Consider the following 15,662-nt stretch of genomic DNA (forward strand, 5'->3'; position numbering starts at 1 on the left):
TACATTTAACAACAAACGAGCCATTTAAGGCTCGCTGGGGAGGAGACCCAATGTCTGGTTTATCAAACGAGGCAGCTACGAGCGGCTATGCCAACGAACTGGTGCCTGTGAGTGAGCAGGGCAGTGGCTGGAAGATTTTCTTTATTGTTGCAGGCAGCCTGTGCGGATTACCTGTTTTTATTCTTTCAGCGCATATTTTCTCCAGCCTTGGCTTCGTTCAGGGTATGGCAGCCGTGGCTGTGGGGGGCGTAATCTCAGGCTTGTTAGGGGCTTTGACAGCTTTTACCGGTTCAAAGTCGCGCATGGGACTGGCATTGCTGGCAGATCAAGCATTTGGTCCATGGGGAGCAAGTCTGGTAAAACTGGTTATTGCCATTTCACTGATCGGATGGTTTGGCGTTAATATTGGTGTACTGGGTGTAACTGCTGCCAGTGCGCTCACACAGATGACCGGCTATAATATTGCAGCACTTACAATTGGTTTGCCTGTGTGTTTTCTTATTGCGGGTATCACCCTCTACGGTGCTTCAGGTCTGGAGCGTTTAGGCAATATTCTTGTACCGGCAACTTTACTGGTGCTGATTGCATCACTGGTTTTAGTTGCACCGCAATTGGGAGAGGTGTGGAGCAAGCAGGGCAACGGTGCAATCAGTTTTGGCGGCGCTGTTTCTGCGGTTGTTGGTGCCTATGTTGTGGGCATAGTTATTCAGCCGGATTATGGTCGTTTTGTCCGCCGCCCTGCCTTTGCTGCAATGGGAGCAGGCGTAGCGCTTGGTATTGCTTATCCGGTCATCATGACTATGTCTTCTGTCGCAAGTCTTGCATCTGGTACGCCTGAATTTATTTCGGCAATGATCCTGCTGGGGTTCGGTTTGCCTGCACTGTTGGTGTTGCTGCTGGGGGCGTGGATTGATTCATCCGCATGTCTGTATTCTGCCAGCCTATCACTGGCCAATCAGTTTCCGCGTTTTAAGTTCATTACGATTATCTCAGCAATTACAGTTGTGGGTGTTGTGCTGGTTATCGTTGGCGCTGATAAAGCGTTCATCCCGTTTTTGATTGCTCTGAGTGTAAGCCTGCCGCCGCTGGCCACAATTTTAGTACTTTCCGCGCTTTTGCCGCAACCGTCGCGGCCTCACGCCGTTCACAGGGCTATTCCATTATTGTGCTGGGTATTAGCAACGATTTTCGGCTTGATGACAAATTATGGTTATTGGAGTTTTTCAACACTGCCAACTTTTGATGCCGTTTTAATCTCGGCTGTCATCTTTATAATGTTGCGTGTTGTGATCTCTTTTGCACCTTTAACGTCAGCCGTTAGTGACGGATCAGTCGAATAAGTATTACCTTTTGCTTTATCGGGTTTTTTTTGTTCCGATAAAGCTCATAGGGGGCGGATAAAAACTTGGGCTGGTTTTACGGCACGATGCTATGAATATTTCGATTGGACTTGCGGGCCAAGTGATATCTTGATGCGCTTCTCGTTGTACCATCGAATGCAGCTATCAATTTTTTTGATAAACTGTTCGAGCGTGGTTAACTTCCAATGCCGCTAAACGTTTCTTCTCAAGGCTGGTCCTGCAATTTAGTCGGCCCCGCGTCGTGGTTGCGGATAAGCTTGCCAGATATATTAAGCCGATACAGACAATCGCGCCAAATGCCGATCATAGTGTTCATAAGGGCTTGAACAACAGAACTGAAAACTCACATCGGCTGAGCCGATAACGTGAGAAAATCATAGTACGGTTTCAATCGCCTCGTCAGGCACAACGGTTCCTTTCGGCTCACGATCAAATCAACACGATCCTCCGTCCTCGCTGCTACAATCTCACCGCCATCTCCTACAGCCATGCAAAGGCAGATGCTTTCTGCCTGCGGGCCGAATACACCGCAGAAATGACCAATTGAAACACATAACCAAGCTGCTCGAAGCCTTAACCAAACAACTTGGCAATGCGGAGAGTGTTACATTCTTATTTTGCGGCTACAAGATTAAAGTGCATAATCTTTGTTATGGAACAATTTTTTAAAATAGCTACTACAGACTAATGTGATTTAACCAACTCAACATAATCAATATGCAATGAAAACTACCTATAATCTGCTCATTGCGTTTTAACTCAGAGATACCCACGACAGCTTGCGGACTGAAGTCGAACTTATCTTCGAACTCCGATGCATATCTAAACTTCGACATATGGATTCTATCGTGAAACAGTTGCAACCAAATCAGTCTTTTTATGCTGAATTTGATAACCATTGTACGCGAGTGTTTTAAGGAATAGCCGTATGTATCTCACTTTAGAGATATTCTAAGTGATTGATTATTATAAATATTTTTTGAAATTTGTTAATTTTATGGCTTTAGCTAAAAGAAAATTAGCATTACAAGTAATAACAACAATGTTCAGTTTGATGAGCATGTTGCCAGGGGGAATTGGGGGAACGAGGCTCTTTAATAAGCTTCGATCATTCTATCTGTATCTCAAAAATATAACCAATGTCGAAATGAACCAGAGAGCCGTTACACTTCTCCGGAATAGGGGAAGTTATGTCGACTATTTTGTCTACACACACGCACAGTTTCCAAACGCGCAAACTACTATCGAGTGTATCCTATGTGTGCTTGACGCTTGCTGTGGCCACTACATTAAGTAGCCCGGTTCATGCTGCTAATTTTACCGCTTCTAATGAGGCAGAATTAGTAATCGCGATTGACCAAGCTAATGCCAGCGGTGATGCCAGATCTACGATAACATTGACAGGCAGCTTTGCTCTCTCTGGTTCAACGCCACTGCCAGCCGCAAGTGGCAACATAACAATTGATACTGCAACATACACCCTATCGACAAATCGGGCTGCGCCAATCAAAACCACATCTTCAGGCTTAATAACTATTACGGGCACTATCTCTGGTCCCAGTTCTGGTGATATTGGGCAGTTACCTGTCAGCGGCGACGGTACAGTGGTGCTCAGTGGTGTAAAAGGCACTTTAGGGAGTGCTATTACGGTCGCCAGTGGTACTGTCCGTGTTGAAAACGGTAGTCAGATTAATATCAATGGCGCAGCTAATAATGGCGTGGTGAACATAACGCGCGACACAGCTACTGTTGTTATAAGCGGCTCCAATACCGCTCTGACTACAACAGCCGCTAGTGCAACGTCTACTATCGGCGTAAAAGACGGCATGGCCACCCTAACCGTTGAAAAAGGCGCAACTTTTACTGGGAAGTCTCTTCAGCTTGGTAATACGGCGTATACGAACGGAACGATTAATGTTGATGGAACGAATTCTCAATTAAATGCCGCTGTTATCCAAAATACAGCCGGTAATTCATACATTAATATTACGAATGGCGGCAGTTTGAATGCTACTAGTGCATATTTTGGCGGACAAGCAGCAATCAACAGAGGTGGTGTTGGCATTGTCAATATTTCTGGCAAAGATTCAACCTTTACGACAGTGAGTCAAGTCTATTTATTCAATGGTTCCATGTCGATTACTGATGGCGGGTCTTATAAAGGGACATCTCTTCAAATTGCTCTTGATACGAACACCAAAGCTTCAGTTTTTATCTCTGGCGAGAATTCTCAAATATTGACCACCACGCCATTAGGTGGTGTTCAGGTTGGCACGAAAGGCGAAGGTAGCCTTACTATTGCAGATGGTGCCAAAGTGACGAGCGGTGGCTCGCTTCTCGTAGCCACCAATGCCAGTGGCACCGGAACAATCAATATCGGCGGAGAAGCTGGAAAAGCTGCAACCCGCGCAGGCACGATTGAAGCTGCTGCGATCCAGTTCGGCTTGGGCAATGGTACGCTGAACTTCAATCATACCGATACAGACTATGCCTTTGATATTGCTTTGAAAGGCAATGGCTCGGTCAATCAGACTGGCTCTGGTAAAACAGTTTTCAATACAGATCAAAGCGGCTTCACGGGTAAAACACTTGTTAGTGCCGGCACTCTAGCTGTGAACAATACCCTCGGTGGTACGATGACCGTCACTGGCGGTCGATTGCAGGGTGTTGGTAAGGTCGGCGCGACGGTCAATGAAACAGGCGGCGTCATCGCTCCGGGTAACGATATTCTCGGCACCCTCACTATTGATGGCAATTATGAAGGCAAAGGCGGCATTGTTGCTATTCGCACCGCACTTGGTGATGACACTTCAAAGACCGATCAGTTGGTTATTACGGGTAATACGTCCGGCAATTCGAATGTTCGCGTGGCCAATTTCAATGGTGCAGGTGCGCTCACTTCTGAAGGTATCAAAATTATTCAGGTTGATGGCCTGTCAGAAGGTGCATTCACTTTGAACGGTGATTACGCGCTTGAAGGCCAGCAGGTTGTGGTTGCAGGCGCTTATGCTTATGCTCTGCATAAAAATGGGATTGGCGATCCTCAGGATGGCAGCTGGTATCTGCGTTCACAGCTGATCCCTGCCCCTGAGCAACCGACACAGCCCGAGAGCCCGCTTTATCAGGCTGGCATCCCTGTTTATGAAGCCTATGCACAAGGATTGCTCACCGCAAATCGTTTGCCGACATTGCAGCAGCGTGTTGGTAACCGTTACTGGAGTAGTGCAAACGCACAAGAAAGTGGTGATACGGAATCTGCCAGTGCTGTTTGGGGTCGCATTGAGGGTTCCCATAGCCGCTTTGAACCTAAAACGACTACGACACTCGACAATTACGATGTTGACGTTTGAAAAATGCAGGCCGGTCTTGATGGTCAGTTGATTGAAAATGATAATGGCAAACTGATTGGCGGTATCACGGTTCATTATGCCAACATCTCGACAGATGTCGCGTCGTTCTATGGCAATGGCTCAATCAAAACAGACGGTTGGGGCTTGGGCGGCACGCTCACTTGGTATGGCAATGACGGTTTCTACGTGGACGCGCAGACACATGCAACGTGGTATAATAGCGATCTGAACTCAAAATCAGCCAATGCAGGTCTGACAAATAGCAATGACGCATTCGGCTATGCCTTCAGCGTTGAAACCGGTAAGCGTTTCGGCATTGCAGAGGGCTGGACGCTAACACCGCAGGCTCAGCTTGCTTATTCTGCAGTCGATTTCGATAGCTTTAATGATCGTTACGGCGCGGATGTCACACTCGATCGCGGCAACAGTTTGCTCGGACGTCTTGGTCTGTCCGCAGATTATGAAGCGAGCAGAACAAGCACTGACGGCAAGACTACACGCAATCATGTTTATGCTATTGCCAATCTCTATCAAGAGTTCCTGAATGGTTCACGCATCAGCGTAGCAGATACAGGTTTTGCAACTGAGAACGAGCGTACATGGGGTGGCATTGGCACCGGCGGCAGTTACAACTGGGGCAATGATAAATACAAGCTCTATGGTGAGGTGTCCGTCAATACCAGCCTGAAGAACTTTGGCGACAGCTATTCTGTCAAGGGCACAGCTGGCTTCAAAGTCGCGTTCTGATTAATCACTGTTATGAAATTATAAGACCGGCCTGCATTTTTATGCAGGCCGGTCTTATGTATAATGAGTTTTAAGCTGTGATCACTTCACTCTGAAACCGCCAGCTCTTTCGAAGGCAAAAGCTCTGCTACCACGGAGGAAATCAGCCCTGCAAGTCTGGTCATAACATCAGTTGCATTGCTTGATTTACGCCAATATAGACCAATATCACGCTGAAAACCCTCTGTTTCCAAAGGCAGGAACGCAATATGGCTCTGAGCGTTCACTTCAACGCAAGCTAGTTGCGGCAATAAAGTCAGCCCCATCCCTGCAATCACCATTTGGCGTAATGTTTCGAGACTGGTACCGCGAAAACCATCATACTCATGCGCGCCATAGCGATGGCACAGGGTCAGCGCCTGATCGCGCAGACAATGCCCCTCCTCCAGCAACATCAGACGCTGGCCGAAAAGTGCATTACTTGTAAGTCGTTCTTGCTTTGCGAGCACATGTCCCGCTGGCACAGCCAGCCGGAATGGCTCAGTGAATAATTTGTGCCCTGTGATATGTGGGTCTTCAACCGGCAAAGCCAGCAAAGCTGCATCAATTTGCCCGTCAATCAGACGTTGAAGCAGCACTGTGCTTTTCTCTTCTGTCAGTAGTATTTCCGTGGATGGAAAGCTCTCCATGAAGCGCGGCATAACATGCGGCAGAAGATAAGGGCCAAGCGTCGGAAATACACCAAGATGCAGACGCCGCGTGCCGTCAGCACAATGCCCCGTGGCTTCATCGCGCATGTGTGTGATCTCACGCAATATTGTGCGGGCGCGTTTGACTGCGGCTTCGCCAGCCTGCGTCAGGATAAGTCCGCGCGATGAGCGCTCGAACAAAACAACACCAAGCTCCTGCTCCAGCTTACGTATCTGAGCAGAAAGTGTTGGCTGACTGGCATTGCAAAGCTCAGCTGCACGATGAAAGTTGCGCTGATCAGCCAGCGCAACAAGATATTCCAAATCGCGCAGATTCATTTTGAAACGAGCCTCAAGCTGCCTTTTCTGCAACCGGCAGACGGATCAGATAATCGAAAGCGGCCAGCGAAGACCGTGCGCCCTCACCCATTGCAATAACAATCTGCTTATATGGTGCGGTTGTACAGTCGCCGGCTGCAAACACGCCAGGCATAGAGGTCGCACCATGATTATCAGTGATGATCTCACCATGGGCAGTCAGTGTCAGCGTATCTTTCAGCCATTCAGTATTTGGCACCAGACCGATCTGCACAAAAACACCTTCCAGCGCAACTTTATGCACTTCACCGCTCACGCGATCTTCATAGACCAGGCCATTAACGCGCTTGCCGTCACCGGTGATTTCTGTTGTTTTCGCTGATGTGAGAATGGTCACATTCGGCAGGCTCTTGAGCTTACGTTGCAGCACTTCATCGGCACGCAGCACTTTGTCAAACTCAATCAGTGTAACATGGCTGACGAGTCCAGCCAGATCAATTGCTGCTTCCACGCCGGAATTTCCACCGCCGATCACTGCAATGCGTTTGCCTTTAAACAACGGGCCATCACAATGCGGGCAGAAAGCCACGCCTTTATTGATATATTGATCTTCACCCGGTACGCCCATTTTGCGCCAGCGGGCACCGGTCGACAGAATGATCGAAGTACTGGTGAGCGTAGCTCCTGAAGCGAGCTGTACTTTAAAGCCTTCTGAAATCCGCTCCAGTTTAACCGCTTGCTGGCCAGTGATGATCTCGGCATCATAGTCACGCACATGCGCTTCCATAGCGCGTGCCAGTTTTGGCCCTTCCGTATGAGTCACGGAAATAAAGTTCTCAATCGACATCGTATCCAGTACCTGACCACCAAAGCGATCGGCAACAATACCGGTACGAATGCCCTTACGAGCAGCATAAATCGCAGCAGCAGCACCGGCGGGACCACCGCCAACGATCAACACATCAAATGGTGCCTGTGCCTTAATCGCCTCGGCTGCACGTTCTCCTGCGCCTGTATCGATTTTAGCGAGAATATCTTCTGCACCCATACGGCCGGAACCGAATGCTTCACCATTAAGGAAGATTGACGGAACCGACATCACCTGACGTTCAGAGACTTCATCCTGAAACAGCGCGCCATCAATAGCGACATGCTCGATACCAGGATTAAGAACAGCCATAAGATTGAGTGCCTGCACTACATCAGGGCAGTTTTGGCAGGACAGTGAATAGTATGTTTCGAAACGGAATTTGCCTTTGATACCACGAATTTGGTCGATCAATGCCTGCTCAACCTTTGGCGGATAGCCGCCAACCTGTAGAAGAGCCAGTACAAGAGATGTAAATTCGTGACCAAGTGGCAGACCGGCAAAAACCAGACGGATATCTTCACCCGGTGAGGTCAGTGCGAAGGACGGTACGCGCGCGCCCTCAACATCACCGTGCTTGATTGTGATCTTGTCTGACTGCTCACGGATTTGTTCAAGAAGTTGCAGCAGCTCACGCGATTTAGCATCGTCACCGGCATAAGCAATGATTTCAACCGGCCGTACCAGACGTTCAAGATAGCCCTTGAGCTGGGTTTTCAAGTTCGTGTCGAGCATACTGTGTTCCTCTGCAAAACTGTCACAGAGCGCCTTCCGAAGTAACACTATTATTCAGGATAGATGCGCTCAAAACAAATAGATGAAGCATTTTAACGTGCCGGTCTGAACCGAAAATGCTTGAGGTTATCTGGCAGCACTGGGAGAGTGCTGCCAGATATTTTTACTTACGAATAATCAGATTTTGCCGACCAGATCGAGCGAAGGAGCGAGTGTCGCTTCGCCTTCCTGCCATTTTGCAGGGCAAACTTCACCCGGATGCGAGCGCACATATTGTGCAGCTTTGATCTTGCGCACGAGATCGGAAGCATCACGGCCAATGCCTTCAGCAGTGATTTCCATTGCCTGAATGATACCATCCGGATCAACGATGAAAGTCGCACGATCTGCAAGACCCTGACCTTCGCGCATAACACCGAAATTGTTGGTCACAACGCCGCTTGGGTCGCCGAGCATGGTGTAGTTGATTTTGCCGATTGTGTCGGATGAATCGTGCCATGCTTTGTGCGTGAAATGCGTGTCGGTTGAAACCGAATAAACTTCAACGCCCATTTTCTGCAGTTCAGCATAATGGTCTGCAAGGTCGCCCAGTTCGGTAGGACATACAAATGTAAAGTCAGCTGGATAGAAAAAAAATACGGCCCATTTGCCCAATACATCTTCTTCGGTCACAGAAATGAATTTACCTTCACGGTAAGCCTGCGCGATGAAAGGTTTGATCTGTGTGTTTACGGTTGCCATTATGCACTCCTGTCAGAATGTTGTCTGGCTCCCATATAGAGGCGGAAACGAAATTTGCAAAATCAATTAACAACTAAATATCGATTGACGCTATCTATTGCGCAGATAAAAGCGTCTTAAACATATTTAAATAACACTTATCGTGTGGTTTTATCGGTTTTTTAAGGTATGTGTTTTTTGCATAGCTGCTATGCACTGGAAATTATATATGTTTTAGCGCTATGCATGTGCCGGAATGGTTTTGATCATAGACTAAGATTCGAATTCAGAGATCAGATGATTTTTTGATTTTACGACTGTCGAGTTAAACCCTCACCTTACATATGCATCATATACTTACAGAACTAGCTGCTTGAAGTTGGCTTTTGAATCCTTTGGCCCGATACTGGTAGAAATGTCGAAATCGGACCGCTCGCCTTTCATCGCTCATTTTTTGAACGACAGCCAACGCGTACCATGAGTATTCATCAGATTATCAGTATAACCCTCAATCTTATCAGAGACGAGCGCCTGCGATGAAGAAGCGAGTAACGGTATCACCGGCACCTCATTGAGTAAAATTCTCTCAGCTTCAGCCAAAGTTTCAGCACGGGCCTGAGTGTCTGTCATGGTTTCTGATTTGATAATCAGTGCATCATAATCTTTGTTCGACCAGTCAGAATAATTAAAACTATTTCCGGTCGTAAACAGGCTCAGGAAAGAATAAGGGTCGTCATAATCACCGATCCATGCCTGATAGGCAAAGTCATACATGCCTTTTTCTTGTAAATAGTTGAAATAGGTCGTCCCCTCCACTTCGTCCTGCTCGGCTTTGATGCCGATATTTTTGAGCATATCCGCGATAGCGATCATCGTGTTCTTGTTGTTCACTGACGTTGCATAGCGCAGTTTTACTGACAGGCTGCCCGGTGCCACACCGGCCTCCTTCATCAATTCCTTCGCCTTATCCTCGCGGTCAAGTATATCCTGATTGCTATAAAGCAATTGAGGAGCATCATCGACATAGTTCTTAGTACCGGATGGAACCATAGAATATTTTGGCAACAACATGCCGCGGCGAACTTGATTTGCTAAAAAATCACGGTCGATCACCATAGAAATTGCCTGACGCACTCGCGGATCACGCAGCTTGCTATCCGGCTCGCCTTTGACATTAAGGTAATTGACACCGAAATAAGGCGATATATGCAAATATTGTTTTAGATTGGCATTGATATAATCCATCTGCTCCGCTGCGACAGTTGAGCAAATATCAACCTCTTTTGCCTCAAACCGCCGCATACAACTGGCAGGTTGTTCAAATGGCATCCAGTTCACCACATCAATCTGAACATCTTTTGCCTTCCAATAATATGGGTTTTTCTTCAAAACGATTTTATCATTCGGCGTGAAGCTGGAGAGTATATAAGCGCCATTTGATACCAGATTACCGGGCGCAGTGAATTTATCACCGTATTTCTCCACGGCTTTGCGGTTCATAGGATAGGCAGTCTGATGTGTTAAAAGTGACAAGAAATAAGCCGTTGGCGAAGCCAGAGTAATTTTTAACGTATGGTCGTCAACGGCTTCAACACCAAGCTGGTCAACTGGTAGTTTTCCGGTATTAATGGCTCTTGCGTTTTTTATGGCGTAAAGCACATTAGCATATCCGGCAGCGGTCTTAGGATCCATTATACGGTGCAGTGAAAATTCAAAATCACCGGCTGTCACCGGCTCACCATTCGACCACTTGGCATCCTCGCGTAAATGAAAAACATAAGTCAAACCATTGGGTGAAATCTCCCAGGATTGTGCCACACCGGGGATTATTTGGCCTTCCCCGTCGAAAGTGACAAGCCCCTCATAGAGATCGCGTAATATGTAACCTTCATTCACCGCCGAGGAATGATGCTGATCCAGTGTTGATGGATCGCCGCTGCTGTCACGGTTGATTGTGATTTCAGCTGATGCTGCAACAGTCAGAGATAGCAGGCAGACACTTGCTAATAACAAATTACGATACATAAGACCTCACAATAGCAGACAGCCTCGTGATGAGACTAATTAGACTATCAATGTACTTTTTCTTATAAATGTTTTCTATATTAAGTAATAGCTAGCAATAAATAGCTATAGATCAATTACTAAAAATGAAATTACTGTATTTTATTTAATTTATCATCGTGATTTATTTTTGTAATTACACATTGCTCCGCAATGCCATTTTTAAATTTCATGGGGGGACACAGAATGCAGGCGTTAAAACCCAGATCTTTTTTCGTAACATCCCTTTTAATCATCATCGCGATATTAGGGGCATTTTCCCTCGGATTTATTGCTTTGAACCGTAATGAACCGGTCAATGCAATGTGGATTGTCATTGCTTCGGTGTGTACGTATTTTATTGCTTACCGTCTTTATGGCCAGTTTATTCTCAAGACTGTGTTGAAGGCAGATTCAACACGAATGACACCTGCCTTCCGACATAATGACGGTCTGGATTATGTCCCGACCGACAAAAACATTTTATACGGCCACCACTTTGCGGCAATTGCCGGTGCAGGGCCTCTGGTGGGGCCTGTGCTGGCTGCACAGATGGGCTATTTGCCGGGTATGCTCTGGATATTGGCGGGCTGCGTATTAGCTGGCGCAGTGCAGGACTTCATGGTGTTGTTCATATCAACCCGGCGCGATGGACGCTCTCTCGGCGAGCTTGTACGCGAAGAAATGGGCAATGCTGCGGGTATCATCGCCCTGATTGCCTGCTTCATGATTATGATTATCATTCTGGGTGTTCTTGCCATGGTCGTGGTGAAGGCTTTGGCAGAAAGCCCATGGGGAACCTATACTGTCGGCTTTACAATACCGCTCGCATTATTCATGGGCATTTATCTGCGCTATATCCGCCCTGGTCGTGTGGGCGAAGTATCAATTATCGGTTTGGTTTTTCTGTTATTTGCGATTGTATCCGGTGGTTGGATTAAAGACAGTGCTTACGCATCGTGGTTCACTTTTGATGCAACAACCTTAACCGGCATTATTATTGTCTATGGTTTTATTGCTGCCGTTCTGCCTGTCTGGCTTTTACTTGCGCCGCGCGACTACCTTTCAACCTTTCTGAAAATCGGCACAATCATAGCACTGGCCATAGGCATTGTTATTTTGCGGCCTGTGCTGGAAATGCCTGCCCTGACACGTTTTACCGATGGAACAGGTCCTGTATGGAGCGGAGACATTTTCCCGTTTCTGTTCATCACGATTGCCTGCGGCGCTGTATCCGGCTTTCATGCACTGATCGCATCGGGAACAACGCCCAAAATGCTCGCGAACGAGGATCAGAGTTGTTATATCGGCTATGGCGGCATGTTGATGGAATCCTTCGTCGCCATAATGGCTCTGATCGGTGCTTGTGTAATCAATCCCGGGATTTATTTTGCCATGAACGCACCGCTTGCGGTTCTGGCACCCGCGGGTACAGCCGATGTACTGCAATCGGCAGCGACAGTTGTCAGCGGCTGGGGTTTTCACATAACGCCGTAAGCCCTGCAAGCAATTGCACAAGATGTCGGCGAAACCTCTATTGTGGCAAAAGCTGGCGGCGCGCCGACACTGGCAGTCGGCATCGCGCATATTCTGCACAATGCGCTGGGAAGCTGGTTGAATATGTCATTCTGGTATCATTTCGCCATTCTGTTTGAAGCCTTGTTTATTTTGACCGCAGTAGACGCAGGCACACGATCCGCCCGCTTTATGCTTCAGGATCTTTTAGGCATGGTGCATCCGCATTTGCGTAAAACCGACAGCTTGTTTGCGAATATTCTGGCGACAGCTTTGGTGGTTCTGTGCTGGGGCTATTTTGTCTATCAGGGCGCGATTGATCCGAAAGGCGGTATCTATACACTATGGCCGCTTTTTGGCATTGCCAATCAAATGCTTGCGGGCATGGCACTCATGCTCTGTGCGGTTGTTCTTATGAAGATGAAACGCGAGCGCTATGTCTGGGTGGCTTTGCTGCCTGCCATATGGCTGTTCGTCTGTACAATGACCGCAGGCTGGCAGAAAGTGTTCAGTGATAAAACCGGCTTTTTAGCAGCAGCCCGCAATGCAAACACCCCGCATGATGCCTTCAATAATTATGTTAATGGTACGCTGACAGCATTCTTTATGATTGTTGTTGTTATACTTGCGTTTTTCTCGATCAAAACCGGCATTGCCGCGTGGAAGAAACAAGAACCGAGTGTGCGGGAAGTGCCTTATGAACCTCTGCCATCGGACTGGCAGCAACAATTGGTTCGCGGGCATTAAATACTAGATCGCCGTGCACCCTCTTGGGCGCACAAAGGTCGCTCTAACACTCTATATTTACAGCATAATTTAACCTTGAACTGATTCAAGTTTAAGGAATTATGCTGGCTCGTATGCGATGAATTCTCATAACAGGAAGGAGCTTTGTCATGTTTGATAAAATGATACGGGTGGGGAAATGCGCCTGTCAAACTGCCATGCTTATGATCGGAGTGCCGGATTATGATAACTATGTCCGGCACTTAAAACAGAACCACCCGGACCAGTTGCCTATGACCTACGCCGCGTTTTTCCGCGAGCGGCAAGATGTGCGTTATGGCGGAAAAGGGAGTTTCAAATGCTGCTAGGTTACTCTTCAATATGAAAGAAAACCCACTTCAAACCCGTATCCATCACAAGTTTTGAGCGTTCATAAAGTTTGAAATTTACTGACCAGTCGCCGTAATACTGATGTTGCTCGCTTCCCTGTAACGTTGGAAATAATCACGATATCCCGCTTTGGCAACGACGGAAGGTTCAGCTTTTCACCAACCTCCAGCAAATGCGGCGGCGCAGCTTTATGGGCGAGCAAAGCCACAGCCAAACCGGCTTCAGCGGCAGCGGCAACTGAAATAGCACCGGTTCCGACAAAAGCCTCCCGCCATGATATATCGTGAGAACCAAGCGCTTTGAGCGCCATGGCGCGAAGATTGCAAGGTGCAGGCTGTATCGCAAGGGGAAGCGGCATACCATTGAGCAGTGCAAAATCCTGAGCTGCGAACCAGCCGAAATTTTCGATCATTAAGACCTCGCAATCCCTGCGACTTTCGTCATGACGCAGAATAATAACTGCATCCAAATCACCTGCATCATACAGAGCTAGCAAGTCTCGTGTCCCTGCGGTGCGCAATTGCAATGTAACACCGGTTTCCCGTTCACTGACAATTTGCAGTAATTTGGAAAGATTGGGACCGATAAGATGATGGGTTATCCCAATAGAAAGGCGAGCTGGTGCCTCGGTAAAAATTTCCGCCGCACGTCGCCCTGCCGCCAAAAACTCTCGTGCCGGTTCCAAAAATTGCGCTCCCGCAGCCGTCAAACGAACATGCCTCGGTGTGCGCTCTAATAAACGCTGTCCTAATACCTCTTCCAAACGCCTGAGGCGTAATGAGATGGCGGCCTGCGTAGTATTTAAAGCACCAGCAGCCCTTGTAAAAGACTGCAACTCGGCAATAAGGAGAAAGGCTTCGACAGCCTCCGGATCAAGCAATTTGACTTCCAATCATAACAAATAATTATCATTGAAATATATAAGTACATATTTCTGATTATGCTACTCCTGACCTGCCACTGAGAATTTCCTCCAGAATGGATTAGAGTCCGGCCCGATAAAGGACGGACGAATGAAGAAGCAGCGATTTACGGAAGAGCAGATTATTGCGGTGCTGAAGGAGCAGGAGGCAGGCATGAAGGTGGCCGACCTGTGCCGCAAGTATGGGATTTCGGACGCAACATTTTATAACTGGAAAGCCAAATACGGCGGTATGGAGGTGTCCGAGGCGAAGCGCCTGAAGGCACTCGAAGAAGAGAACGCCAAGCTTAAGAAGCTGTTGGCCGAGCAGATGCTCGATGCCGCCGCACTCCGCGAGCTTCTCGCAAAAAAATGGTAGGGCCTGCCGCCAAGCGTGACGCCGTTGCACATCTGAAGGACATAATGGGTCTTTCGGAGCGGCGGGCCTGCCAGATTGTTTCGGCTGATCGCAAGATGATCCGCTATCGGTCCTGCCGACCGCCGGAGGTCGAATTGCGAGCAAAGTTGCGCGATCTCGCCAACGAGCGACGGCGCTTCGGCTACCGACGGCTGTTCGTCCTGCTCAGGCGGGACGGAGAGCCATCCGGCGTCAACCGCATCTATCGGCTGTATCGCGAGGAAGGGCTTTCGGTTCGCAAGCGGAAGGCTCGACGAAGGGCCGTCGGCACGCGTGCGCCGATCCTGGTCGAGGCGAAAGCAAATGCCCGTTGGTCTCTCGATTTCGTGCACGACCAGTTTGCATGCGGGAGACGGTTCCGGATCCTCAATATCGTTGATGATGTGACACGGGAATGCCTGGCAGCAATCCCGGACACCTCAATCTCCGGCCGCCGTGTCGCCCGAGAACTGACGACGCTGATCGAACGACGCGGCAAGCCCGGAATGATTGTCTCCGATAACGGCACGGAACTCACCTCGAATGCCATCCTGGCCTGGTCGAAGGATCACAAGGTTGAGTGGCACTATATCGCGCCAGGAAAGCCTATGCAGAACGGCTATGTTGAATCCTTCAACGGTCGGATGCGCGACGAATTGCTCAACGAAAGCCTGTTCTTTGGCCTCGATCACGCCCGCAGCGCCATCGCCCAATGGGCCGACGATTACAACAATTTCCGGCCACACTCGTCGCTGGGATACCAAACCCCGGCAGACTATGCTGGATCCATCGCCGCAACCGGCTCCAACGCTGCGCAAGATGAAAGCTTGGCGTTTCCGCCGGTTGCTACCAACACGCCAATTGGCGTAGTCAAAACCGCCGAGGCTCTAATCGCCGTTGGATGAAAGTTCAGTGGCAGGTCA

General features: G+C 48.4%; 9 protein-coding genes and 5 pseudogenes. 6 read left to right on the forward strand and 8 right to left on the reverse strand.

The window, feature by feature from the left end; translation table 11 throughout:
* The first annotated feature begins 50 nt into the window (after positions 1–50).
* Entirely contained in the window at positions 51–1,340 is a 1,290-nt protein-coding gene (locus QUF18_RS14900; protein ID WP_289388033.1) for a cytosine permease, read from the forward strand.
* Between the two features lie 89 nt (positions 1,341–1,429).
* On the opposite strand, the pseudogene QUF18_RS14905 reads toward QUF18_RS14900, so the two are convergent.
* Positions 1,430–1,552 (reverse strand): annotated as a pseudogene (locus tag QUF18_RS14905) (IS3 family transposase); the annotation flags it as partial.
* Between QUF18_RS14905 and QUF18_RS14910 the strand changes: the two are divergent.
* Positions 1,543–1,908: pseudogene (locus QUF18_RS14910) on the forward strand (DDE-type integrase/transposase/recombinase); the annotation flags it as partial. The pseudogenes QUF18_RS14905 and QUF18_RS14910 overlap by 10 nt on opposite strands.
* Before the next feature lie 756 nt (positions 1,909–2,664).
* On the opposite strand, the gene QUF18_RS14915 reads toward QUF18_RS14910, so the two are convergent.
* Positions 2,665–2,907, reverse strand: a complete 243-nt coding sequence (locus QUF18_RS14915; protein WP_289388034.1) for a hypothetical protein — start codon at positions 2,905–2,907, stop codon at positions 2,665–2,667.
* 586 nt (positions 2,908–3,493) lie between these two features.
* On the opposite strand from QUF18_RS14915, the pseudogene QUF18_RS14920 reads away from it, so the two are divergent.
* Positions 3,494–5,458, forward strand: a pseudogene (locus tag QUF18_RS14920) (autotransporter family protein).
* A gap of 86 nt (positions 5,459–5,544) precedes the next feature.
* On the opposite strand, the gene QUF18_RS14925 reads toward QUF18_RS14920, so the two are convergent.
* The 4 genes from QUF18_RS14925 to QUF18_RS14940 form a co-directional block, all read right to left on the reverse strand.
* Positions 5,545–6,465, reverse strand: a complete 921-nt coding sequence (locus QUF18_RS14925) for a LysR substrate-binding domain-containing protein (protein WP_289388035.1) — start codon at positions 6,463–6,465, stop codon at positions 5,545–5,547.
* Between the two features lie 13 nt (positions 6,466–6,478).
* Positions 6,479–8,047 (reverse strand): alkyl hydroperoxide reductase subunit F, encoded by a 1,569-nt coding sequence (gene ahpF, locus QUF18_RS14930; protein WP_289388036.1) that lies wholly within the window; start codon positions 8,045–8,047, stop codon positions 6,479–6,481.
* Between the two features lie 177 nt (positions 8,048–8,224).
* The gene (gene ahpC / locus QUF18_RS14935; protein WP_289388037.1) at positions 8,225–8,788 is read right to left on the reverse strand and encodes an alkyl hydroperoxide reductase subunit C; all 564 of its coding nucleotides are present in this window, start codon (positions 8,786–8,788) and stop codon (positions 8,225–8,227) included.
* A 426-nt stretch (positions 8,789–9,214) separates the two neighbouring features.
* The gene (locus tag QUF18_RS14940) at positions 9,215–10,792 is read right to left on the reverse strand and encodes a peptide ABC transporter substrate-binding protein (protein WP_289388038.1); all 1,578 of its coding nucleotides are present in this window, start codon (positions 10,790–10,792) and stop codon (positions 9,215–9,217) included.
* Positions 10,793–11,017: 225 nt separating this feature from the next.
* Here QUF18_RS14940 and QUF18_RS14945 point away from each other — a divergent pair.
* Positions 11,018–13,072 (forward strand): annotated as a pseudogene (locus QUF18_RS14945) (carbon starvation CstA family protein).
* A gap of 149 nt (positions 13,073–13,221) precedes the next feature.
* On the forward strand, positions 13,222–13,419 hold the full coding sequence (locus QUF18_RS14950) for a YbdD/YjiX family protein (protein WP_289388039.1): 198 nt from the start codon (positions 13,222–13,224) through the stop codon (positions 13,417–13,419).
* Positions 13,420–13,481: 62 nt separating this feature from the next.
* On the opposite strand, the gene QUF18_RS14955 is transcribed toward QUF18_RS14950, so the two are convergent.
* Entirely contained in the window at positions 13,482–14,126 is a 645-nt protein-coding gene (locus QUF18_RS14955; protein WP_289388049.1) for a LysR substrate-binding domain-containing protein, read from the reverse strand.
* A gap of 21 nt (positions 14,127–14,147) precedes the next feature.
* Positions 14,148–14,333: pseudogene (locus tag QUF18_RS14960) on the reverse strand (helix-turn-helix domain-containing protein); the annotation flags it as partial.
* Positions 14,334–14,454: 121 nt separating this feature from the next.
* On the opposite strand from QUF18_RS14960, the gene QUF18_RS14965 reads away from it, so the two are divergent.
* Positions 14,455–15,644 (forward strand): IS3 family transposase gene (locus tag QUF18_RS14965; protein WP_289386482.1). Its coding sequence is split into 2 segments (ribosomal slippage): positions 14,455–14,707 and positions 14,707–15,644, totalling 1,191 coding nucleotides; the frame shifts between segments, so codons are not numbered across the junction.
* The last annotated feature ends 18 nt before the right edge of the window (positions 15,645–15,662 follow it).

This window comes from Pseudochrobactrum kiredjianiae, from assembly GCF_030362795.1.
Taxonomy (GTDB): domain Bacteria; phylum Pseudomonadota; class Alphaproteobacteria; order Rhizobiales; family Rhizobiaceae; genus Pseudochrobactrum; species Pseudochrobactrum kiredjianiae.

Excerpts from the sequence above, each read along its gene's own strand:
- QUF18_RS14900 (WP_289388033.1), top strand. The coding sequence starts at position 51 with ATGTCTGGTTTATCAAACGAGGCAGCTACGAGCGGCTATGCCAACGAA.
- QUF18_RS14925 (WP_289388035.1), bottom strand. The coding sequence starts at position 6,465 with ATGAATCTGCGCGATTTGGAATATCTTGTTGCGCTGGCTGATCAGCGC.
- ahpC (WP_289388037.1), bottom strand. The coding sequence starts at position 8,788 with ATGGCAACCGTAAACACACAGATCAAACCTTTCATCGCGCAGGCTTAC.
- ahpF (WP_289388036.1), bottom strand. The coding sequence starts at position 8,047 with ATGCTCGACACGAACTTGAAAACCCAGCTCAAGGGCTATCTTGAACGT.
- QUF18_RS14950 (WP_289388039.1), top strand. The coding sequence starts at position 13,222 with ATGTTTGATAAAATGATACGGGTGGGGAAATGCGCCTGTCAAACTGCC.
- QUF18_RS14940 (WP_289388038.1), bottom strand. The coding sequence starts at position 10,792 with ATGTATCGTAATTTGTTATTAGCAAGTGTCTGCCTGCTATCTCTGACT.